This window comes from Nonomuraea sp. NEAU-A123 (assembly GCF_018603905.1).
Classification (GTDB): Bacteria; Actinomycetota; Actinomycetes; order Streptosporangiales; family Streptosporangiaceae; genus Nonomuraea.
The window spans coordinates 89,898-108,429 of record NZ_JAHFZZ010000034.1 but is presented as its reverse complement, the minus strand read 5'-3'; the positions used below and the strand labels follow the sequence as shown (position 1 = coordinate 108,429).

At 66.7% G+C, this 18,532-nt stretch carries 34 protein-coding genes; 26 read left to right on the top strand and 8 right to left on the bottom strand.

What is annotated here, in order from left to right; genetic code table 11:
• Positions 1-117: 117 nt before the first annotated feature.
• The gene (locus KLK06_RS54230; protein ID WP_214643727.1) at positions 118-642 is read right to left on the bottom strand and encodes a hypothetical protein; all 525 of its coding nucleotides are present in this window, start codon (positions 640-642) and stop codon (positions 118-120) included.
• Positions 643-883: 241 nt separating this feature from the next.
• Between KLK06_RS54230 and KLK06_RS54225 the strand changes: the two genes are divergently transcribed.
• The 6 genes from KLK06_RS54225 (at position 884) to KLK06_RS54200 (ending at position 3,073) form a co-directional block, all read left to right on the top strand.
• On the top strand, positions 884-1,195 hold the full coding sequence (locus tag KLK06_RS54225; protein ID WP_214643726.1) for a hypothetical protein: 312 nt from the start codon (positions 884-886) through the stop codon (positions 1,193-1,195).
• A gap of 104 nt (positions 1,196-1,299) precedes the next feature.
• The gene (locus KLK06_RS54220; RefSeq protein ID WP_214643725.1) at positions 1,300-1,506 is read left to right on the top strand and encodes a hypothetical protein; all 207 of its coding nucleotides are present in this window, start codon (positions 1,300-1,302) and stop codon (positions 1,504-1,506) included.
• On the top strand, positions 1,503-1,877 hold the full coding sequence (locus KLK06_RS54215) for a hypothetical protein (protein ID WP_214643724.1): 375 nt from the start codon (positions 1,503-1,505) through the stop codon (positions 1,875-1,877). The genes KLK06_RS54220 and KLK06_RS54215 overlap by 4 nt, the downstream gene beginning before the upstream one ends.
• An 84-nt stretch (positions 1,878-1,961) precedes the next feature.
• A complete protein-coding gene (locus tag KLK06_RS54210) occupies positions 1,962-2,177 on the top strand; it encodes a hypothetical protein (protein ID WP_214643723.1) in 216 nt (71 codons plus the stop codon).
• Positions 2,177-2,380, top strand: coding sequence for a hypothetical protein (locus tag KLK06_RS54205; protein WP_214643722.1), 204 nt, complete (start codon positions 2,177-2,179; stop codon positions 2,378-2,380). The genes KLK06_RS54210 and KLK06_RS54205 overlap by 1 nt, the downstream gene beginning before the upstream one ends.
• A 234-nt stretch (positions 2,381-2,614) precedes the next feature.
• On the top strand, positions 2,615-3,073 hold the full coding sequence (locus KLK06_RS54200) for a GntR family transcriptional regulator (protein ID WP_214643721.1): 459 nt from the start codon (positions 2,615-2,617) through the stop codon (positions 3,071-3,073).
• Between the two features lie 78 nt (positions 3,074-3,151).
• Here the strand turns inward: KLK06_RS54200 and KLK06_RS54195 are convergent, their stop codons facing one another.
• The 6 genes from KLK06_RS54195 to KLK06_RS54170 all read right to left on the bottom strand — a co-directional run bounded on the left by KLK06_RS54195 (position 3,152) and on the right by KLK06_RS54170 (position 7,311).
• A complete protein-coding gene (locus tag KLK06_RS54195; RefSeq protein WP_214643720.1) occupies positions 3,152-3,376 on the bottom strand; it encodes a hypothetical protein in 225 nt (74 codons plus the stop codon).
• A 126-nt stretch (positions 3,377-3,502) separates the two neighbouring features.
• A complete protein-coding gene (locus KLK06_RS54190; RefSeq protein WP_214643719.1) occupies positions 3,503-3,670 on the bottom strand; it encodes a hypothetical protein in 168 nt (55 codons plus the stop codon).
• A gap of 166 nt (positions 3,671-3,836) precedes the next feature.
• The gene (locus KLK06_RS54185; protein ID WP_214643718.1) at positions 3,837-5,093 is read right to left on the bottom strand and encodes a pentapeptide repeat-containing protein; all 1,257 of its coding nucleotides are present in this window, start codon (positions 5,091-5,093) and stop codon (positions 3,837-3,839) included.
• A 150-nt stretch (positions 5,094-5,243) separates the two neighbouring features.
• Positions 5,244-6,341 (bottom strand): MAB_1171c family putative transporter, encoded by a 1,098-nt coding sequence (locus KLK06_RS54180; RefSeq protein ID WP_308168923.1) that lies wholly within the window; start codon positions 6,339-6,341, stop codon positions 5,244-5,246.
• 5 nt (positions 6,342-6,346) lie between these two features.
• Positions 6,347-6,835, bottom strand: coding sequence for a hypothetical protein (locus KLK06_RS54175; RefSeq protein ID WP_214643716.1), 489 nt, complete (start codon positions 6,833-6,835; stop codon positions 6,347-6,349).
• A 59-nt stretch (positions 6,836-6,894) separates the two neighbouring features.
• Positions 6,895-7,311 (bottom strand): helix-turn-helix domain-containing protein, encoded by a 417-nt coding sequence (locus KLK06_RS54170; protein WP_214643715.1) that lies wholly within the window; start codon positions 7,309-7,311, stop codon positions 6,895-6,897.
• A 304-nt stretch (positions 7,312-7,615) separates the two neighbouring features.
• Between KLK06_RS54170 and KLK06_RS54165 the strand changes: the two genes are divergently transcribed.
• Positions 7,616-7,903: a hypothetical protein gene (locus KLK06_RS54165; protein WP_214643714.1), complete on the top strand. Its 288-nt coding sequence runs from the start codon at positions 7,616-7,618 to the stop codon at positions 7,901-7,903.
• Between the two features lie 99 nt (positions 7,904-8,002).
• On the opposite strand, the gene KLK06_RS54160 is transcribed toward KLK06_RS54165, so the two are convergent.
• Complete coding sequence (locus KLK06_RS54160; protein ID WP_214643713.1) at positions 8,003-8,527, bottom strand: hypothetical protein; 525 nt, start codon at positions 8,525-8,527, stop codon at positions 8,003-8,005.
• 282 nt (positions 8,528-8,809) lie between these two features.
• Between KLK06_RS54160 and KLK06_RS54155 the strand changes: the two genes are divergently transcribed.
• The 19 genes from KLK06_RS54155 to KLK06_RS54065 are packed head-to-tail and all read left to right on the top strand — an operon-like array spanning position 8,810 to position 18,522.
• Positions 8,810-9,112: a hypothetical protein gene (locus KLK06_RS54155; protein WP_214643712.1), complete on the top strand. Its 303-nt coding sequence runs from the start codon at positions 8,810-8,812 to the stop codon at positions 9,110-9,112.
• Positions 9,113-9,131: 19 nt separating this feature from the next.
• Positions 9,132-9,338, top strand: coding sequence for a hypothetical protein (locus tag KLK06_RS54150; RefSeq protein ID WP_214643711.1), 207 nt, complete (start codon positions 9,132-9,134; stop codon positions 9,336-9,338).
• Positions 9,335-9,532: a hypothetical protein gene (locus tag KLK06_RS54145; RefSeq protein ID WP_214643710.1), complete on the top strand. Its 198-nt coding sequence runs from the start codon at positions 9,335-9,337 to the stop codon at positions 9,530-9,532. The genes KLK06_RS54150 and KLK06_RS54145 overlap by 4 nt, the downstream gene beginning before the upstream one ends.
• Positions 9,529-10,503, top strand: a complete 975-nt coding sequence (locus KLK06_RS54140; RefSeq protein ID WP_214643709.1) for a hypothetical protein — start codon at positions 9,529-9,531, stop codon at positions 10,501-10,503. Before KLK06_RS54145 ends, KLK06_RS54140 begins: the two co-directional genes overlap by 4 nt.
• Entirely contained in the window at positions 10,503-12,221 is a 1,719-nt protein-coding gene (locus KLK06_RS54135) for a hypothetical protein (protein ID WP_214643708.1), read from the top strand. The genes KLK06_RS54140 and KLK06_RS54135 overlap by 1 nt, the downstream gene beginning before the upstream one ends.
• Positions 12,218-12,640, top strand: a complete 423-nt coding sequence (locus KLK06_RS54130) for a hypothetical protein (RefSeq protein WP_214643707.1) — start codon at positions 12,218-12,220, stop codon at positions 12,638-12,640. Before KLK06_RS54135 ends, KLK06_RS54130 begins: the two co-directional genes overlap by 4 nt.
• Before the next feature lie 60 nt (positions 12,641-12,700).
• Positions 12,701-12,955: a hypothetical protein gene (locus KLK06_RS54125; RefSeq protein WP_214643706.1), complete on the top strand. Its 255-nt coding sequence runs from the start codon at positions 12,701-12,703 to the stop codon at positions 12,953-12,955.
• A 49-nt stretch (positions 12,956-13,004) separates the two neighbouring features.
• Positions 13,005-13,388 carry a hypothetical protein gene (locus KLK06_RS54120; protein WP_214643705.1) on the top strand — a complete coding sequence of 128 codons (384 nt, stop codon included), beginning with the start codon at positions 13,005-13,007 and terminating at the stop codon, positions 13,386-13,388.
• A complete protein-coding gene (locus KLK06_RS54115; RefSeq protein WP_214643704.1) occupies positions 13,385-13,744 on the top strand; it encodes a hypothetical protein in 360 nt (119 codons plus the stop codon). Before KLK06_RS54120 ends, KLK06_RS54115 begins: the two co-directional genes overlap by 4 nt.
• A complete protein-coding gene (locus KLK06_RS54110; protein WP_214643703.1) occupies positions 13,741-14,124 on the top strand; it encodes a hypothetical protein in 384 nt (127 codons plus the stop codon). The genes KLK06_RS54115 and KLK06_RS54110 overlap by 4 nt, the downstream gene beginning before the upstream one ends.
• Positions 14,121-14,354: a hypothetical protein gene (locus KLK06_RS54105; protein WP_214643702.1), complete on the top strand. Its 234-nt coding sequence runs from the start codon at positions 14,121-14,123 to the stop codon at positions 14,352-14,354. The genes KLK06_RS54110 and KLK06_RS54105 overlap by 4 nt, the downstream gene beginning before the upstream one ends.
• Positions 14,351-14,902: a hypothetical protein gene (locus KLK06_RS54100; protein WP_214643701.1), complete on the top strand. Its 552-nt coding sequence runs from the start codon at positions 14,351-14,353 to the stop codon at positions 14,900-14,902. The genes KLK06_RS54105 and KLK06_RS54100 overlap by 4 nt, the downstream gene beginning before the upstream one ends.
• Entirely contained in the window at positions 14,899-15,825 is a 927-nt protein-coding gene (locus KLK06_RS54095) for a hypothetical protein (RefSeq protein WP_214643700.1), read from the top strand. Before KLK06_RS54100 ends, KLK06_RS54095 begins: the two co-directional genes overlap by 4 nt.
• Positions 15,826-15,871: 46 nt before the next feature.
• Positions 15,872-16,168, top strand: a complete 297-nt coding sequence (locus KLK06_RS54090) for a hypothetical protein (protein WP_214643699.1) — start codon at positions 15,872-15,874, stop codon at positions 16,166-16,168.
• Positions 16,168-16,461: a WhiB family transcriptional regulator gene (locus KLK06_RS54085; RefSeq protein ID WP_214643698.1), complete on the top strand. Its 294-nt coding sequence runs from the start codon at positions 16,168-16,170 to the stop codon at positions 16,459-16,461. The genes KLK06_RS54090 and KLK06_RS54085 overlap by 1 nt, the downstream gene beginning before the upstream one ends.
• Complete coding sequence (locus KLK06_RS54080; RefSeq protein WP_214643697.1) at positions 16,458-16,718, top strand: hypothetical protein; 261 nt, start codon at positions 16,458-16,460, stop codon at positions 16,716-16,718. The genes KLK06_RS54085 and KLK06_RS54080 overlap by 4 nt, the downstream gene beginning before the upstream one ends.
• A complete protein-coding gene (locus KLK06_RS54075) occupies positions 16,708-17,076 on the top strand; it encodes a hypothetical protein (RefSeq protein WP_214643696.1) in 369 nt (122 codons plus the stop codon). The genes KLK06_RS54080 and KLK06_RS54075 overlap by 11 nt, the downstream gene beginning before the upstream one ends.
• Positions 17,069-17,368, top strand: coding sequence for a hypothetical protein (locus KLK06_RS54070; protein ID WP_214643695.1), 300 nt, complete (start codon positions 17,069-17,071; stop codon positions 17,366-17,368). Before KLK06_RS54075 ends, KLK06_RS54070 begins: the two co-directional genes overlap by 8 nt.
• Positions 17,365-18,522, top strand: a complete 1,158-nt coding sequence (locus tag KLK06_RS54065) for a hypothetical protein (protein WP_214643694.1) — start codon at positions 17,365-17,367, stop codon at positions 18,520-18,522. Before KLK06_RS54070 ends, KLK06_RS54065 begins: the two co-directional genes overlap by 4 nt.
• The last annotated feature ends 10 nt before the right edge of the window (positions 18,523-18,532 follow it).

The following is an 18,532-nucleotide window of genomic DNA, read 5'->3' as shown; positions in this document are numbered from 1 at the left end:
CGTACACACTCCCGCCGCTCCTGCTCCGCAGGCGTGTACCCACCCCTTTGCCCGTACCGCATACCTCGGTCGTACCGCACCAAAAGCGATCCGTCACGAGGCTAAGACTCTACGCATTCAATCTGTGTACTGCTCCAGGTCCAGCTCGTCGAGCCACGCTTCGATAGCGTCGTTGAGGCCGGCCATGCCGCCCATTTGTTCCTGCTTGCATGCGGCTGCGAGCCTCGCCCGTGCGTTGGGTGTGAGTCGTACGGTGGTGCCTGGTGCGACAGAGCGTTCGCGAGGTGTGCCGGGCGGCGGTGGGTTGGGATCCCGTGGCAGCGAAAGGTCAGCCTTGCTGATCGGCTCGGGAAACTCGGCGCGGATCGGTGGTTGCAGCGCATCGCAGTAGGTGTTGATGGCGAGCTCGAAAGCTTCTTGCGGGCCCAGGCCGATGTCTTCGAGGGCGCTAGTGAGGCGGTCGTCGATGTCGCTGTACAGGTAGACCATGGTGGGGACGAGCTTGGTCCATCGGACCGCGCGGACTCGTCGGGGGCCAGTTCGGCGGGCCGATTGCGGTTCCGCACTCTGCTGCTGCTCGTTTGAGAGGTTGTCGAACAGTTCGGCTTGCGGGTGCTGTGGCGGCTTCGGGTTGCGCGGCATCTGTGGCTTCCTGTGGTGGCGTGTGGCGTGCGTTCTCACCGTACGGGGTCTCTGTCGTCGTGTCGTCTGGGACGTGCACGCATGTGATTGGTTCATCGCTCCGACCTGCTGGTTTCCTGATTATCTATACCGCCCTACTTAATGTACTATAAGAGTGATCGCTACATACAAGATCAACTTTCCTTCGCCACCTGGTGGCACACCGCTACCGGCACCAACACCACACCCTGAAGGGCACCACATGGAAACCCGCCTCTACACCCGCACGAACCTCGACAACGGGCAGATCGAGATCAAGCACTACGAGATCACCCCCGACGCGCAACCTGGTGAGCCCGGCCCCGTCTGGATGACCCACTTCTGGGGAACCGAAGCCTCGGCCAGCTTCTTCGCCGCCCACAGCTACTACGACGACGTTGACGTGCTGTGGGAAGGCGACGCGATCTACTGCCCCTGGATCGACGGACCTCTGCCCGACTTCCTCGCGGCCACCTGGAAGGAACACGACGCCGAGGGCTGGGTCCTCCTGCCCGCACCCCCCGCTTCTCACTAGCACGCCAGTCAGGAGGGCCTCGCTCCCCACGAGGTCTTCCCCTCTTCGCCACCTGATCGCACCTCGCCACCAGCGCCAACACCGCATCGCCCAGAAGGGAAGCCATGTCCACCGCGCTCGAACCGCACGAGTACACCTGCGCCGGCTCGCCCGTCGCCGTCCTCCGCGTAGACGGCACCAACTTCATCGAAATCGCCGCTTTGCCCGGCAGTCGCACTGTCGAAGGCAGCCTCGAAAAGATCACCCTCGAAGAGGCCCAAGGGCTCATCAACAGCCTCACCGACGCCATCGAAGAGGAGAAATGGGCGTGACCGCCCAGCCGTCCGAGCCCACCCCGCGCACGCGCGAGGTGTTCCACCTCGGCCCCTACGCGTGGAACGTGACCGCCGCCATGAGCATCGTCGAGGGTCGCGAGCCCGACTACATCCAGGTCGAGAAGGCCGCAGCGCTGCTGTGGCTGGTCTACATCAACAAGGCTCACGCCGCCACGGTGGACCTCACCCAGCCCCTGATCCTCGCCCCCTTCTTGGACACCGGGAACATCCCCATCGACGGCTGGCACCGCCTCTGGAAGGCCAGGCGCGAGGGGATCGAGACGCTTCCCGCGCTCGCCCTCACGCCAGATGAGGAGTTCCGGGTTCGCATGCACGGCGGCGACAAAGGCCCTGGCTATTACCGCTAATTGCGGTATCGCAATCAGAAATTCCAGCCCGGCCGGCCGTACGCCGACCGCCTCAACCAACCACTCATCGAAAGGACCTCCCCTATGAACCCCACCATCCGCGTCGTCGTCTGCCTGGTGACGCTGCTGCTCATGCTGGCGATGTGGCTGACTTTCGCCTACCTGATGAAGGGCACCGGCCTGATCACGTGGATCCTCGGCCTGGGTCTCGTCGGCATGCTCGTCATGGGCAACTGGGTCACCGAGCTGGCGGCCGACCAGCCGGCCGAGCGCGAGCCTGCGCAGGACGGTGAGAAGTGATGGCCGTTGACTTCAGCCACCTCGGCGTCAGCGACGACCAGGCGCGCGACCTCTTCAAGCTCGGCGCGGCGGTCTGCGCGGCCGCCGATCTCAAGTTCAACTCGCTGTGGTGGGCACTCGACCACTTCGAGAACGAGGACGACCTGGTCGAGACTGGCGCGCAGGTCTGGGAGCGGGTCGACGGGCAGAACGGGAGCGTGTGATGGCCGTCAATCCTCCGCAGCGCCGCTCCCCGGTGCGGCTACGCTGACGGACAGCGCGGCGTAGGCTGGTTCTGCGTATCTGCACGAATACGCCGAAGCCCCGGCGCCGTCTGGCGCTGGGGCTTCTTTGCTTCCGGCTCGTCACCTCCCTGCCCGATCAGCAGACCCCTAATGTCTACAAAGGTTCCCGGTATGTATACTTCGGCCATGACGAAGCGAGGCCCTCGGGGGCCAGTGCCGATCTATCAGGTGATCGTCAACGCCATCAAGGACGACATCGCCGCCGGCAAACTTAAGCCCGGCCAGGCGCTCCCGACGGAAGCCGAGATGTGCGCGACCCACCAGGCGTCACGGCTGACAGTGCGCAGAGCCCTGGAGGTGCTGCGCGAGGCAGATGTCATCTACACCATCCGTGCCGATGGCTCCTACGTCGGACCGCGCGACGCTCCGCAGATCCGCGAGCCGCGTGAGTTCGAGAAGATCGCCGCCGACCTCGCAGAGGGCATCAAGCGGGGCGACTACGGGCCGGATCAGGTGCTGCCCTCGCAACTGGAGTTGATCGAGCAGTACGGCGTGGCCAAGAAGACCGCTAGTGCCGCCGTGGCTTTGCTCCGTGAGCAGGGATGGGTATACACGGTGCCCGCGATCGGAACGTTCGTCACAAGCCGCGATAAATGGCCGAATATACGTTGACCTGCGGAATTGTATCCGCGTGTGCGATTACGGGCATGGAGCCGGGCAGATTATGACCTGTCCGGCTCCATGCGTTTCTCAACGCTTGACGCGCTCGTATCCGCCACCCATCGCGTAAACATCGACGATTGACGCTGCCGGTCGCCGCCGCACAGCCGCCAGCGCGCTGACGGCGACGATTAGCCCGGCCGCCACCATGAAGGCCACGTCCAGGCCCTCGACTTCACGGGACCCGACGGCATGGACGAGAAACACCGCAAACGTCACCGTGCCCACGACAAAGACCAGCGCGATTGCTGCCATCGTTCGTGTCATGATCTAGTCCCATTACCTCTCGTTGTGCCTCGGCAGGACGTCGGCATCAAGAATCGTTAATGGTATGACGATCTTGTACTGGCTGTGGTTGACGTCGGACGCCGATTTAACGTCTCACAGCAAAATTACGAGCGTCGCCCAGGTGGCCGCAGCCCCGGCCGCGGTACCCGCGAGCACCTGAGCAGGCGTGTGGTCGCGGATCTCCGCGCGAGCCCATCCGATCAACGCCACCACCACGGCGCCGACGGCGAGAACTGGGCCCGGTGGTAAGAATCGCTTCATACGGCCCAGACGAACAGCGTCACAGCAGGTCACAGGCTGAACCACAGCAACCCGGAGCGGGTGCGGTTTCGGCTCGAACATGGCGGGATAAGTCCGGCGCGCACCGGGCGGATAACGCCACGTAGGACGCTATTCCCGGTCGTGATGCGCGGTAAGGGACCTTATGTCAACCCCCTCCGGCCCCGGGCCCCGGCCCGCCCTCCACTGTCTCGCCCTTCTCCTCCGGGGCGGCCGCCCGGTGCAGCGTCTGCCACCCGTCCGCGCCCGTCTCTGCCCGCCAGCCGGGCGGCCACATCCGACGCATGTCCGCGCCCTCCACCTCCACCCGCACGCCGTACAACTCCACCCGCTCCAGCCTCCTCGCCCCGTTGAACGTGACTCCGCCGGTAAAGGTCGCCCAGTCGAACCAGGCGTCGCCGCTGAAGGTCGTCCGGTCGAACCCGGCGGTGCGGGTGAAGGTCACCCGGTCGAACGCGGCGGTGCCGGTGAAGGTCGTCCGGTCGAACCTGGCGTCGCTGGTGAAGGTCGCCCGGTCGAACCTGGCGTCGCTGGTGAAGGTCACCCCGTCGAACCAGGCGGTGCGGGTGAAGGCCGCCCCGCTGAACCCGGCGGTGCCGGTGAAGGTCGCCCGGTCGAACCAGACGTCGCCGGTGAAGGTCGCCCCGCTGAACCTGGCGTCGCCGGTGAAGATCGCCCTGCTGAACCTGGCGTCGCCGGTGAAGGTCGCCTCGCTGAACCTGGCGGTGCCGGTGAAGATCGCCCCGTCGAACGCGGCGTCGCCGACGCGGGAGCTGGTCAAACCGAAGTCAATGAGGGTGGCACCGGTGAGGTCCAGATTGATGCCGGGCCAGTGCCGCGAGGCGGGCTCAGGGGGTCGGCGCTGCCACCAGCGGGGTGGAGGCACCTTATGGCCTAGGTGGGTCTCATGGCGTAGGTGGGTGGTCAGGATGCGCTGGGCGGCCAGGCGGACCTCCTGTTCCCCGTGCGGGTCGCGGCCGTCAGGCGCGGTCGGGCGCGCGACGTCGGCGCGGGCGGCTGGCGGGGTGAAGGGCATGCGCAGATAGCCGCAGATCACGTCCACGATGTCCTGCTGCAGTGCCGGGTTCTGCTCGGCGAGACGTTCCAGGGCGTACAGGCCGACCAGCCGGACCGGGGCCTGGTCGCTGTCGAGCTGGGCAAGGTCCGCGGCAGTCAGCGCGGAGGGGTGCGTGCCCCTGTTCGACGTCGGCTTGGGGCTGCCGGTCGAACGCCATGCTGCTGCGGCTGCCAAAAGGGCTCCGGCACCGGAGACGAGCGCGGACAGCGCCGTGACGACGGTGCTGATGTCCTCCACGCCGGTGAGTTGGCTGCCCGTAACGCTGAGCAGGAATCCGCCAGCGACGAGGAGCAGCATGACGACAAGGGCTAAGCCGATGCGGCGCATGAAGAAATCATCTCGCGAGCCCTCGGACAATACCCGCACGTTTGGGCCGTGTGATGCACTTCTTACCATCACCCCAACTGGCAGCGGTGCTGGCAGGATCAAGCAGGGGACGTTCCGGCCTACAGCAGATGTGCGGGTGCGAAGGCTCCGTCAAGGCGCGAGCTGCGCGGCTTTCTCGGCGCTGATCTTCTTGAACTGGGCCGCGACCTGACGCAGCCATGCCGCCTCATTGTTCACCTTGTCCGTGCTGTCTTCTTCGCCAGTGAGATCCGGACCAGGGATCCGTCCAGTTGGAACCCCCGGCTCCTGACCGGCGCGGGCGGCTTGCAGAGCCTCGGCAATCCACTGGGCCACCTCGGCGGGATCGTCGCTCGTAGGCGGTTCATGGACCGAAGTGAGGCTCAGCATCCCGTCCTGGATCTCCACCACTCGGCGCACGATACGGGCTTGCAGTGAGCCCTTCATGCCGAGCGACACGGTCGGGTACTGGCGGATGATCGCCTCCCACAGTGGCTGCAGCTCCCGCAGCTCGGCTCGTTGCCGCAGGCGGGTGGTCGCTGCGCGCCAGGCTGGGATTGACGTGCCCGCTGTGATGAACAGGATGCAGATGAGGAACGACGTCTTGTGCAGCGCCGGGATTTCCCGCCAGGTGGTGGCCGGGGTGATCAAGTGCGCGAGGTTCACCGTCATGACGTGGCCACGGTTGATCACGCCGGAGACGTTTCCGATGGTGGACAAGATCAGTCCGAGTCGCAGGAGCGGCGGCGCCAGCCGCGCGTGCTGGGCGAACATCCAGGCCGCGGCGCACCCGCACGTCATCAGCCACGCGTCGAACGCAACTAGGTAGATGCGCCCCACAATGGCGGTTTCCCCGGGTCCGGTCGCGCCGTCCGCCCAGTAGATGCGGCCCCCACGCGAAAGGAACATCACGAACAGCAAGACAATGACGGCCAGCGCGGTCGGCCAGACCCAGCGCCCCCGGGACGGCCGATCCCGGCGAGTGATCGCCTCTACATACGCCAGCAGACACGCCGCCGAGACCAGGCCGGTGACGTGGCGGAGCAGAGTAGCCGCCTCGGTGCCAGTGGTGGTGTCCATCCATGCGACAACGGGTGCCGCGGAGACCACCCTGGATAAAGCGAGGGCAGTGAACGCAGCCCACAGCATTCGCTGCTCGAATGAATGCCTGGCGGACCGTATGCGGGAGATCGACGCCCCCCACAGCAGTACGAGGGCAATCCAGTCCACAACGCTCACGCGTCGTCGCCTCCAAGGTCGTATCCGAATGTTTTGCCGATCTTGCGCAGGCCCTCGTCGCCGCCTTCGGGCGGGGTGTGGGCGCGCGTCAGGATGAGCGTGGCGAGCTTCTCGGCGTCGCGCTCCTCGACGGTCTCGTAGCGGCTGCGTGCTGCCATTCCCGTCACCAAGGGCCCGAGGAGCCGGCGCATGGCCTCCTCGACGTCGCCGCCGACCTTGCCGTGGCCGAGCAGCATGTGGGAGACCTCATGCAAGACGATGTTGACGCGCAGCAGCCCGGCGGCACCGGGAGCGACGAAGATGTGGTCGGCCTTCGTCGTCGCGATCCATACCCCGGATACGGCGCTGGCGGCCTCGGCGGGCAAGTCGAGCATGTGCAGGGGGCGCCGCCGTACGGCCCGGATCCGAGCGATGAAAGCATCCAGGGTGAACGGCTGCGGGAGCGGCGCCTTCGACAAGGCAGTCAGCAGCGTGGGGGACGGCAATATCACAACCTTTTCGGTCAGGCCCGCGACAGGCTACCCGCGCCCGTGATCGGATCCGACTACTGCACGTCTGTGTCGTTGTCGAGCTGCTCGGCCCGCCGCATCGCCTCAACCATCTTCTCGATGGCCTCCAGCGAAAGCGGCGACAGGCCAACCAGGCGCTCGGCGATGTTCTGCACGCCGAGTTCGGCCAGGCCCTCGCGGACCGCTTGGTGTCGCTGCTGGTCCTCTTCGCTGAGCTGCGGTGGGGGCGGGTCCTCACCGAAAAGCCAACTGACCGACACGTCGAACAACTGCGCTAGCGCGGTTACGACCTCGGTTGAAGGGTTGGTGTGCTTGCCCCTCCGCAGACCGCTGATGTAGGCGTGGGTGATGGCCAGATCCGGATGGGTGCGCTTCATTTCGCGCTGGGCTTGACGGGCGGACCAGCCCTTGTCCCTCAACGCTTCGTCTAGCCGCTCGGCGAAGGTCGCCACAGCCACCCCATTCCTCACGCCCGGCTTGCCCTATTCGGACGCCGTTCGCCTACATTCAACTGTTCGCCAACAGTACACACCCGGCGGGAAAGATAGCCGTCAGTTGACAATATTCGCCTCTGCAGGAAAGATCATTTGCTCGGGCGGTAGGCCAGCCGACAAGTTCGCCAGCCTCCGTCACCATGATCTCTTCTCCTATCGAGTCGGAGCCCGACGCGAGGTAGCGGGAGATGTCCGGATTGGATCCGTCCGTGCATGCGGACGGTATGTGACGTCGGCGATGGAGAGGACGGGGACCAACTCCATGATCAGTTACGAGGCGCGCGTGTGGCTGCTCAGCATGGCGACTATGTCAGTCGTGAGCTGGGTGGCGACGGCGTCTTCCCTTCTCATCCTGATCGATATGGGCAGGCTAACCGGCCATGCGGCGGTGCTGCTGCTGGTGTGGATCATGGCTGTATCTGCACCAGTAACGTTCCACACCATCTCGGGCTGGCGGCGCGTGCGCACCGCTCGCCGAGTGCTCGCGCTCGGCCAGAAACAACGCGCGGCCGTTCGAGGCTTTGCCAAGGAGATCACTAGCCTGCGGTGAGAATGGTCGTCAAGCCGCTGGGGGAAGACGTCGGCGTGCAGGGCCTGCACGTAGTTGTAGCTTGGCGCCTATGCGTTGCGCCACTGGATGAACTGACCACTACTTGCGTCGGAAGATGCGCAATTGGGCGCCGTACGCCTTCAGCGTTGACTCAACGTTCGACAGCAGGATCTTCTCCATCTCGGCCTTCTCGGCGGCTGTAACGCCACGTAGCTCGCGGATTTCACCGAGCATCTTCTGGAGCATCTGCTGCAGGGATTCCGGTGCGAGTTGCGGGTCGATGTCCGCCAGCGCTGGATCGGCAGCGGTACGCTCACGGATCCACTCGCGGAACAACTCGGCCGCCGCAGGCCGGCCATGCTCGTCGAAGTCGTCCGGGGAAATGATGACCTCGGCAGCCAAATCGTTGATCGCGGCCGCCATGAGCACGAGTTCCCGGTCTTCAGGGATCTTCTCGCCGGACTCAATGCGTCGCCAGGTGGGCTCAGACAACGCGTTGCCGGCCAGTTCCTTCGCGCGTGTGGCGGCGGCGCGGGTGGAGATGCGTCGCTTGAGCCCTCCCGGAGTGTTGCGGCGATCAATGAGGAGCTGAACCACTGCTGAGGGCTGGTTGAGGTCGGCCACGGCGAGTCGGGTGTCCCTTCACGGCATTTGATGCGTCATACGAGTCTGGCGCAACGGTATCAACTGATGTGTCAATGCGTCCTCTGCAATCGCAAAGTGAGCGATTACTCTCTGTGACATGAGCGAGGTAGCTGCGGTGACGCAAATGATGCGTCAGACGTTGCACGGTGCGTCACGACGCGATAGTGTCGTTATGTCGGTTCGATCGAGTGCGACCGAAAGCAGCGCACCGGCGAAAAAGCCCGGCAAAACCACCCCCAAGCCACAGAGCGTCATATCGCCATGCCCGCAGGCATCATCCGCTGGGAAGACCCAGCGCCCGTCAAAACCCGCATCAACAAGGAGTACGAGCCCGTAGCGGCCGAACTTCAGAAGAACCCCGGCAAGTGGGCAGTCATTGCGGAGACCCCCGACACCCCCGAAGGCAGGCGTGACACCAACCGCCTCTTCAACGCCGTCAAGAACGGCTACAGGGGCTTCCGCAACGACGAAAGCGGAACGTTCCAGGCCACCACCCGCACCGTCACCAAGGACGGCGGAGCCAAGGTCGTTCTCGTTCACGTCCAGTACGTCCCAGCCCGCTAACAGCGGTGCCGCGTTCAGCATGACCAACACCACTCAAGCGCCGATCCCCGACGACCTGGTGCAGCTCATCGCCACAAGAGCTGCCGAGCACTGGAACTACGACGCCAAGTCCGCGCTCACTCGTCTGCTCGTCGACGTCCTCGGCGACCACGACGCCGCCTACCAGCTCATCGAGGAGATCGGCCGAAAGCTCCTGGCCGCCGAATACGAAGAGGACCCCCAGTGACCCCACCGCGCACAGCACCCCCTACCGAATCGAAGCAAGCCGACTACCTCGGCGCTCTCAAGAACGACGAGCCGCCGCCGCGCTGGCCGAGCTACCGCGGCGGGCCCGCGCTCGACCCGATGATCGAGGACGAGTATCGATTCGGCTGGTTCGGCCAGGCCGACTATGACGGGCACCTCGGCGGTGGTGCGTGAGCATCACTATCCGCGAGGACGAGCGCGACGAGTACGACCCGAGCCACGCCGTCCCGACGAGCGCGGGCCGCTACTACTGCGACCCGATGTGTGCCCTGGACGACCCGAACCGGATGAAGATCTCGGTCACCAACGCCATCGATCAGCACATGATCGAGGCGCTGGCCCCCGCCGCCGCGAGGGACACCGCGATTTGGCTGATGGACAACCTCCCCGACGCGATCCGCGCGGCTGCGGACCCCGACGACATGGTGGAGTTCATCAAGCTGGCCAAGGCGCAGTACCGGGTCCAGTGGGACAAGAAGGCCGACCTCGGCTCCCGCGTGCACGCCATCGGCGAAGCGATCAACCTCGGCGCCCCGTACATCCCAGACGAGGAAGCCGAACCGTTCGTCAACTCCTACCGGCAGTTCCTCGCCGACTTCGGAGTGAACATCCGCCGCGACATCGTGGCGGCCGAGTGCACGGTAATCAATCGCACCATCCCCTATGGGGGCACAAGCGACATCTGGGCCAACCTCCGCTTCGACGGTCCGACGTCGCCGATCATCCCGAAGTTCAAGCCGCGCGCGGTCCCGCCCGACCCGATCCCCACCCCGTCCGGGTTGTGGCTCATCGACATGAAGACCTCGCTGACCAAGCCCGCCAGCGCCGTCTACGAGGACTACCTGCTGCAACTCGCAGCGCTGCGGAACGCGGAGGTCGCCCTGGTGTGCCCGCCGTCGTGCAGGTACGGCGAGACCGACGACCACGACGACAGCCACGAGTTCGAGGTCCCGGAGTTCGCCGGGACGGCGATCCTCAACCTCCGTGAGACGGAGTACGGCTTCGTCCCTCTGCCCGCTGATCGGGACGCGTTCGACGCCTTCTGCGGACTGCTCCCGCTCGCGCACTACGTCCACGGGCTCGAAATGCGCGGTCACAAGCCCATCCAGCCCCCGAGCAAGACCACCAGGAAGGACGCCGCCTGATGCCCATCGACCCCTCTGTACTGCAGCGCCGCCACTGGCAGGACGGTCGGATCCGCCTCGGCGTGAAGAAGATCAGCAAGAACGGCAAGGAGTACCCCAGCAAGATCGAGACGTTCCGGTTCACGAGCCCGTCCGAGGAGATGATCCAGGGCGTCGCCGAGCTGTACGGCGGGCAGGCCAGACCGTGGAAGTCGCCGCAGGGCCCGCAGTTCGAGGTCATCACCGACGCGAAGCGCATCCCGGTGATCGTCCCGCCCAACGGCCTGAGCCAGAACATGGAGCTCTGGGACGGCAAGCTGTGCGTCCGCCGCTGCACCGGCGTAGCGATGCAGCCCCCGTTCGTCGGCCCTTGCCTGTGCGGCGCAGACGTTGAGCTCAAGAGGCGGCCGTGCAAGCCGCACACGCGGCTCGGGGTCTTTCTGAAGAGGCTGCGCAGCCTGGGCCTGTGGCGACTCGACAGCAAGGGCGGCAACGCCGCGGCCGAACTGCCGAACGCCGCAGAATTCCTCGCCCACGCCGGGACCTACGTGGACGCCTGGCTGTACGTGGCCGAGCGCACCGGCTCGTTTCTCGACGAGAAGGACCACGTGGTCAAGGCCGCGACGTACATGGTGCCCGGCCTGACCATCGAGGGCATCGGGTTCGACGAGCTGATGTCGGGCGAGGTCGCGCGCCGCGCCGAACTGGCCCGGGGTGGCGAGACTCAGCGGGCGATCGAGGCTGCGCCCGCCACCGACTACCTCACGATGATCAAGACAGCCCCGAACCGCGACGCCGTCCTGGCCATCTGGAGGACGACCAAGCTCGACCCCGCCTGGCAATGCCGAGGAGAGGAAGTTGAGGCCGCGGCCAAGGCCCGTGTTGCCACCTTCCTCCCCGAGCAGGGCAAGGGCGCACCGCAGGGCCCGGCCGCCCCGGCCGCCCCTGAGCCCGACGAGCCCACGCACGAGGAGGAACCCCCGCACACCCCGCCGCCCGGCGGCTACCCGCAGGAGTGGTTGGAGAAGCCGCCAGCGCCGAGCGACCCCGAAGCGGATCGGATCCGCCAGCACATCATGACCGCGTGGGCAGGCACGACGAGCCAGCTCCACACCGAGTTCCGCGACCGCACCGGCACGACCATGAAGGCCGCGACCCTGCAGCACCTCCAGGAGTTCGCCGACGACCTCGGCCAGCCCGCGGCGGGCCCGATCGCGGACGAACCGCGCAAGGCGTCCGAACGCGCCGACGCGCTCCTCAAGGCCGCCCGCGAGCAGAGCACCGCGGCGGCCGACGGCGGCGAGGACATCGTGGACGCGGTGATCGTCGAGGACGAGCCAAAGCCCACCGCCAAGGCGCTGCGCGACCTCGGCATCTGGCTCGGCGAGGCCGGCGTCACCATCCACACCGGCAAGGGTTCGGCCGCAAAGAACGACGAGGCCCGGTTCGCGTGGATCACCGAGCACCTGGGCGTCGCCGTCACCTCGACGAAGGAGCTCAACGCCGAGCGGGTGGACACCGGGGTCAAACTGCTGATGCAGCAGGCCGCCGCCCGCCGCAAGGACATGCAGCAGCGCATCGTCAACGTCTGGTCCGACCTCGACGGCAACAACCAGCAGCTTTCCGCCACGTTCGAGCAGCACATGAAGAAGCCGGTCGCCGAGGCCACCAACGCAGACCTCGCCGCCTTCCTCCAGAAGCTCACCAACAGCGACGTCACCCCGGGCGGTGGCCAGTGATACCGCTGACCAACGACCAGCGGTCAGCGCTCCGCGCTGACCGGCTCGCCCGCCTCAAGCGCGAGCGCGAGCGGCGAACCGCCATCTTCGCGGAGATCGCGCACCACGCGGGAGCGTGCGAAAGCCGCCGCAATTGCCTGCTTTGCAAGGCGTTCCGACTGCTCGTCGAGTACATGCCTGAGCCCACAGTACGCGAGGACTACGAGCACGTCCGGCACCAGCTCGACGAGCTCCGCGAGCGCCTGGAGCGGATCCGCGACGTGCACCAGGACCTGTCCGAGAACGCTCACCTCGGCACCCCGCTGGCCCGAACGGTCCACGACGCCTCGTGGGTCGTCCTCGTCCGCCTCGCCAACGCCTGGCACGGCGAGGAGGTCGAGGACCCGTACGCCCCGCTCAAGCCCGACTACTTCACCTGACCAAACCCGGCCCGGCGTCGCGCACTGCCGACGCCGGGCCCGCCTCTCAAGGAGCGCCCCATGAAGACCATCACCGTCGAGTACAACGACGTCACCCCCGCCACGATCGAACACCGACTGACCGCCGAGGAAACCGTCCTCGCGATGGGCAACCGCCGCTACCCCGCCGCGCTCAACGACAAGGGCCGTCTGCTGGAGGCCCTGCAGATCGCTGACCGGTTGTCCGGCGCTGTCGTCGGCTGGCGCGGGGACATCGTGGCCGCGCTGCAGAAGCTCGACGCCGACCAGTACGCCCGCGAGAACGCCACCACCTGATCCCTCGCGGTCCTCCAGGCCCGCGCCGACACCGACCACTAAGGAAGTCATGAGCAGCTACACCATCCCCAACCCGCCCGACTCACCCGAGAGCCGCGTCACCAAGGTCGGCTGGGACGCCCCCTGCAACACCTACTGGGCCACGGCGTTCGACCCTCCCGCCTCCATCGACGAGGAGGACGTGGAGGTTTTCTGGATCGGATACACCCCATGCGAGCTGCCCGACGTCGAATCCCTCGTCACCGCGCTCCGCGAGCAGGGCATCGAGATCCCGCCCTCCACCGTGGACAAGCTCCGCGCGGACAAGCCGGCCGAGGGGGAGAGCTTCGCGGGCCGGCCCGCGACTCAGCTCATCGCCGAGATGACGCGGCCGCACGTCCCCGTCGACCAGCAGGCGCGCATCGACGCCGCTCTCCAGGGCGGTGGCCGATGAACCGCTACAACGACAACACCGGTCTGTGGGGCTGCGGCGTTCTCGTTCTCGGCGCGCTTATCTTCCTCGCAGTCGGCCTGTTCAAGCTCTCCACCGCCCGCGTCGAGACGATCACCATCGAGGACAAGGAGCGGGTCTGTGACAGCTCCAAGTCGTGCCGCTACCTCGTTTGGGACCGCGACGGCGACGTGTACGAAAACACCGACGCCTGGCTATCCCTCAAATTCGACTCCTCCACGCTGTACGGCGAGCTGAAGGAAGGCCGCACCTACCGCATCAAGGTCAACGGCTGGCGCGTCCCCGCCACCTCGTCCTACCCCAACATCCTCAGCATCGAAGGGGAGGCCACGAAGTGAAGCCCAAGCTCGAGATCGCCGTCGAGAAGGTCGAGCCGTACCAGAAGTACTTCGTGCTCGGCGTGAGCATCGCGTTCTTCGGCGGCCTGATCGTCTTCGGCGGGATGTGGGCGCTCGTCATCGCCGTCGTCTGCATGTTCGTTGGCATCCTGCTCGGCCTGATCGTTGGTGCCGAGATGATGCGACGCGACATCGAGACCGAGATGAACGCCCTGCGCTCCCAGTACGAAGCCGCGTCCGAGCTGGCGTACAAGCTGAACGAGGAGCTGACTGCTGTGGCGCAGCGGGCCGAGTCGGCCGAGCGTGACCTGCTCGCCACCGCGGCGGAGAAGACCGCGCTCCGCGCCCAGCTCGACGCCCGCGCAGACGGCACCGCGTGAAAGACATCCTGGCGGCGATCGGCGCGCTCTGTGTGCTGGCCGCCGCCGGGGTGCTCGTCCTGGCGCTGCTCGCTCGGCGCGCTGAGCGGCGACGCTCTCGCAGCAACCGCGACCACCGGGCCGCCCGGCCGGCCGAGCAGGTCGCCAAAGACCCGGCCCTCTGGTCCGACTTCTACCTTGACCACGACCTGCACAAAGTCCTCAGAACCCCGAAGGAATGGCAACCGTGACCCCCTTCCACATCGTCGGCCTCGACCTCTCCCTCACCGCAACTGGCATGGCCAATGGCGTCGGCTGGTGCGAGAAGGTCGGACGCGAAGGCATCACCAACATGCCGCTGCGCACCAAGTACCGGACGCTCAACGACCTGGCCAGTCGCATCATCGTGCTTACCAACGCCGAGAAGGCCCATCTCGTCCTGGTCGAGAAGCTGGTGTTCAACCGGCAGGACGGTGGTCGTGGCGGCGTCGGTGAGCGGTCGTACCTGTACTACCGGACGATGGGCATCATCGCGGACGCCGGAGTGCCCATCGTCGAGGTGCCGCAGGCCACGCTCAAGACGTACGCGCTCGGCAAGGGCAGCGGCAGCAAGGGCGAGATCGTCGATTCGATCGCCCGCCGCCTGCCGATCTTCCACACCGGGGGTGACCACAACCAGGCCGACGCCGCAACGCTGGCCGCGCTCGGCGCCGACCACCTCGGGCACTCGCTCGCGGACATGCCGAAGACGCACCGCGCAGCGCTCGACAAGCTGACGTGGCCGGAGGTCGCTCGATGACTCGCGACGCGTACACCGAAGCCCGACGTCGTTACTGGCAGAAGCGCGACAAGGGGAGAAGATCGGGCACCTGGCAGGGTCTCGTCGACGCCGAGGAGGCACGCCAGCACGTCCGGGAACTGCACAGGATCTGGCTGGTTAGCTACGAGGCAATCGCCGAACTCGCAGGGGTGTCGCACACTACGGTCAGGCACCTCGTCGTAGGTAGTGCCACCCGACAGCTTCCACCACCGGCTCGGGTCGGGGCGTGCACAGTCGAAGCGCTTCTCACCGTCACCGTGGACGACCTGCCGGACAACTACCTGGTCAACGCGACCGGGTCTATGCGGCGGATGCGTGCGCTGTCGGTTGAGGGGTGGCCCGTGCGGTACGTGGCCGACCAGATGGGCGCTGCCTGGGATGGTCTCAAGCAGCTTCGGCGCGGTGAGAGAACTACGGTCGTCCTGCGAACTGCCCGCTTGCTCCGGCTGACGTACGACGAGCTGATGCAGCTCGATCCGTACGCGCACTGTCGCAAGACCGTCGTGACGACCTTGCGCAAGCAGGCCGTCGCCAGCGGTTGGTATCCAGCGGCTGCGTGGGCCGATGCGATCGACGACCCTGCGGCCAAGCCATGGCACGTCGTCCGCTGCTCCTACCCGACCTGCATCAACGGGTCGAAGGACGAGCGTCTGCTATGCGACACCCACCTGAGGCTGCTCAAGAAGAGGGGCACCCTTGAAGGGGCCCGCCTCATGCGGAACACCCAGGCTCTCCTGGAGGACGCCCGGTTCGTCCTTGCCACCGACCCGCCCATCAACCCGCGAACGCAGGAGATCGACGGAGAACTACTCGCCGAACGGCTCGGTACCACCTGGGAAGCGCTGGAGCGCCTTCTGATTCGGGCGGAGCTCAACCTCGGCAAGCTGCGCGAGTCCGCATGAGACAACAGCGCTACCGCAATCAAGCGGACAAACAGGAGAAATACCCATGAGCAACACGGCGACCGAGGTCATCACCGACGCCCTCACGTCCGCCGCCCCCAACGCCGCCGACATCCTCGACGCGCTCGGCAACGCGGGATACCGAGTCCTCCGGCCCGAGTCCGGGCCGGCCTGGATCCCCGCCACGCCGAGGAGCCTCGCCAAGGCCCAGCGTGTCGCAGAGCTGATCAACAACGGCAAGACGCTGCAGCAGATCGCCGCCGAGACGCGGATGTCGCTGCGCCAGGTCGAACGGTACAGCGCTGCCGCCCGCGAAATGGGACTGACCGAGCGGAGGCGCTGATGCCCGCCCGCAAGGGGTGGCGGAACCGCGCCGCCTGCCAAGGACAGGACCTGGTCCTGTTCTTCGGCCCAGGCGAAGGCGAACCCCGCGAGACCCCCAAGCAGAAGGAGGCCCGCATCGAGCGGGCCAAGCAGCTCTGCCGCGTTTGCCCCGTCCAGGTCGAGTGCCTGGACTTCCACCTACAGGCCAGCGCAGCGCAATACGGCGTCGCCGGAGGCCTCGACGAGGACGAGCGCAGGACCTACCGGCGCCGCCTGCAGCGCAAAGCAGCACGAGAAAGGAGAACCCCATGATGACCAAGGCAGCAGAGAAGGCGATGGAGGCGCTCACACAGCGCGTCTTTGACCGCGACCACGCCGATCCCGAAGACCGGGGCAGCACAACGGACTTCGCGTTCGAGTTCATCATCTGGCTCCGCGCCAACGGCTGGGATCACACCCCGCCAGCCGCCACACCCGCGCACCCAGCACCGCCGAACGGGCTCCGCGGCGTAGCCATCGCCCGCCAGGCCCTGGCCCAGATCGGCAGGGGAGACAGCGATGGCCGCTGACCTGGACGACGACGACAAGGCGTTGGTGCCGTTCGACGAGTTCGGCAACCTCCTGCGCGCTGCATGGACCCCAGAAGGGGAGATCGTGTGGCGCGCTCCGGAACCGTTCACCGCGCGACTCCAGCTCGGCCAGTTCGCCCGCGGCCGCGCCGCCGGCTACGTCATGTGGCTCGACGACGAGAGCCACATGTTCCCCATGTCCATGACGGAGTTCGTCGAGACCGTACGGACGGTCGGCGTCGAGCCCGGGGGCTACGCCGAGGCCGAATGGATCGCGCACCGCCGAGGCGGCGCGTACGGCATTCAGCTGTACATGTCGCGACGTGAGCGGCGCATGGTGCGCCGCGGCAGTGCCTGAGCGGGTGGTCGCGCAGCCGAACGGGTGCCGCTGGTGCGGCCTCGCGCAGCGCGACCACTTCCAGCGGTGGGCCCGCACGGCCGGCTGGCACGGCTGGACCCCACCGACCCAAGACCAGATCAAGCAACGCATGAAGGCGCGCCGGACCCTACAGGGCCAGCGCGCCTCTCTCGTGATCATCGACGAGGCCGTGAACTGGGCCGCCATCGAAAGGACCGACATGCCCGTCACCAACGCCCCTCGCGATGAGAGCGGCAGCGACCTGCGCATCCGGAAGGAGCCCGCCATATGACCAGCAAGTCCGACGTCCGCAAGCTCGTCGAGACCGAGACGGATCGCCTCGGATTCACGATGGAGCTCGCCAACGGCAGATGGCTGATCACCAACCCCGAGAACGGCCGCACCGGCGAGATTCCGCTGCAAGCCATGGGCCGCGGCCTCGACAACTACCGGACCAAAATCCGCTCGCTGCAGCAGGACCACCCCACCAAGCCGTCACCCATGGTCGCCGCCACCGACCTCGCCCCCGAGAAAGCCGACACCATGCCCCGCGACACCTGGTGGACCGTGGAAGCGCTCCTCGCCGCCGCTTTCTCCAACGGTCTCAAGCCGTACGTGTCGGGAGGCAATCTCCACACCCCCGGCCCGATTGATGCCCAGCCCTTCGCGGAGATGCTTCAGGCCCGCAAGGACGAAGTGATCGCCCACCTCACCAAGAACACCACCACCGCCATCACCGAAGGAGACGCCGACGTGCCGAAGATCGGCGAGACCGTCACCGTCGTCAGGAGCAAGTCCCGCGACATCTTCGCTGACGCCGAAGCCCTCTGGGGTCTGCTTCGCGACGCGGCCCGCGAGCAGGGAGACAAGCCGCTGACCAACGGCGGTGTCGTCGGCGTGCAGTGGCAGGGCGCCCTCTCCCAGATCATCAAGGCTGCATGCCCCGACTGGGACACCATGCACGAGCAGGAGGTCCGGCAATACCTCAACCGAACGGAGCACACCCGCTGCCACCGGCCCCGCGCCACCCCGCCCGTCTGGTGGATCGCGCTGGAGTGGAACGACGGCGGACTCACCATCACCAAGACCACCCCGAAGCCCGATCCCCGGACAGTCGCGCCCGCGGCCGTGAAGACGACCGCCGAGACCTCCGCGAAGAAGACCTTCGCCGCAGCCCCGGCCGCAGACAGCGCGCCGCCGACCACCGCGGGCCCTGCGCTGCGAGCCCTCATCGGATTCGAGCAGGCCATCCAGAAAGCGGAAGCCGAGCGGGACGACGCGGCTCGCGACCGGGACGTAGCGCGCGCCGCGCTGGAAGAGGTCCGCGCCGACCGGGACAACCTCCTCGTCGAGCTGGACGAGGTCAAGGCCGACCGCGATCAGGCCAAGACCGAGCTGGCAGCGATCAACGCCGTGTTCGCTCGGTACGGCGGGGACACCGCATGATCGGGCTGTC

Excerpts from the sequence above, each read along its gene's own strand:
- KLK06_RS54230 (WP_214643727.1), bottom strand. The coding sequence starts at position 642 with ATGCCGCGCAACCCGAAGCCGCCACAGCACCCGCAAGCCGAACTGTTC.
- KLK06_RS54225 (WP_214643726.1), top strand. The coding sequence starts at position 884 with ATGGAAACCCGCCTCTACACCCGCACGAACCTCGACAACGGGCAGATC.
- KLK06_RS54220 (WP_214643725.1), top strand. The coding sequence starts at position 1,300 with ATGTCCACCGCGCTCGAACCGCACGAGTACACCTGCGCCGGCTCGCCC.
- KLK06_RS54210 (WP_214643723.1), top strand. The coding sequence starts at position 1,962 with ATGAACCCCACCATCCGCGTCGTCGTCTGCCTGGTGACGCTGCTGCTC.
- KLK06_RS54205 (WP_214643722.1), top strand. The coding sequence starts at position 2,177 with ATGGCCGTTGACTTCAGCCACCTCGGCGTCAGCGACGACCAGGCGCGC.
- KLK06_RS54195 (WP_214643720.1), bottom strand. The coding sequence starts at position 3,376 with ATGGCAGCAATCGCGCTGGTCTTTGTCGTGGGCACGGTGACGTTTGCG.
- KLK06_RS54190 (WP_214643719.1), bottom strand. The coding sequence starts at position 3,670 with ATGAAGCGATTCTTACCACCGGGCCCAGTTCTCGCCGTCGGCGCCGTG.
- KLK06_RS54185 (WP_214643718.1), bottom strand. The coding sequence starts at position 5,093 with ATGCGCCGCATCGGCTTAGCCCTTGTCGTCATGCTGCTCCTCGTCGCT.
- KLK06_RS54165 (WP_214643714.1), top strand. The coding sequence starts at position 7,616 with ATGATCAGTTACGAGGCGCGCGTGTGGCTGCTCAGCATGGCGACTATG.
- KLK06_RS54155 (WP_214643712.1), top strand. The coding sequence starts at position 8,810 with ATGCCCGCAGGCATCATCCGCTGGGAAGACCCAGCGCCCGTCAAAACC.
- KLK06_RS54150 (WP_214643711.1), top strand. The coding sequence starts at position 9,132 with ATGACCAACACCACTCAAGCGCCGATCCCCGACGACCTGGTGCAGCTC.
- KLK06_RS54135 (WP_214643708.1), top strand. The coding sequence starts at position 10,503 with ATGCCCATCGACCCCTCTGTACTGCAGCGCCGCCACTGGCAGGACGGT.
- KLK06_RS54125 (WP_214643706.1), top strand. The coding sequence starts at position 12,701 with ATGAAGACCATCACCGTCGAGTACAACGACGTCACCCCCGCCACGATC.
- KLK06_RS54120 (WP_214643705.1), top strand. The coding sequence starts at position 13,005 with ATGAGCAGCTACACCATCCCCAACCCGCCCGACTCACCCGAGAGCCGC.
- KLK06_RS54115 (WP_214643704.1), top strand. The coding sequence starts at position 13,385 with ATGAACCGCTACAACGACAACACCGGTCTGTGGGGCTGCGGCGTTCTC.
- KLK06_RS54095 (WP_214643700.1), top strand. The coding sequence starts at position 14,899 with ATGACTCGCGACGCGTACACCGAAGCCCGACGTCGTTACTGGCAGAAG.
- KLK06_RS54090 (WP_214643699.1), top strand. The coding sequence starts at position 15,872 with ATGAGCAACACGGCGACCGAGGTCATCACCGACGCCCTCACGTCCGCC.
- KLK06_RS54085 (WP_214643698.1), top strand. The coding sequence starts at position 16,168 with ATGCCCGCCCGCAAGGGGTGGCGGAACCGCGCCGCCTGCCAAGGACAG.
- KLK06_RS54080 (WP_214643697.1), top strand. The coding sequence starts at position 16,458 with ATGATGACCAAGGCAGCAGAGAAGGCGATGGAGGCGCTCACACAGCGC.
- KLK06_RS54075 (WP_214643696.1), top strand. The coding sequence starts at position 16,708 with ATGGCCGCTGACCTGGACGACGACGACAAGGCGTTGGTGCCGTTCGAC.
- KLK06_RS54065 (WP_214643694.1), top strand. The coding sequence starts at position 17,365 with ATGACCAGCAAGTCCGACGTCCGCAAGCTCGTCGAGACCGAGACGGAT.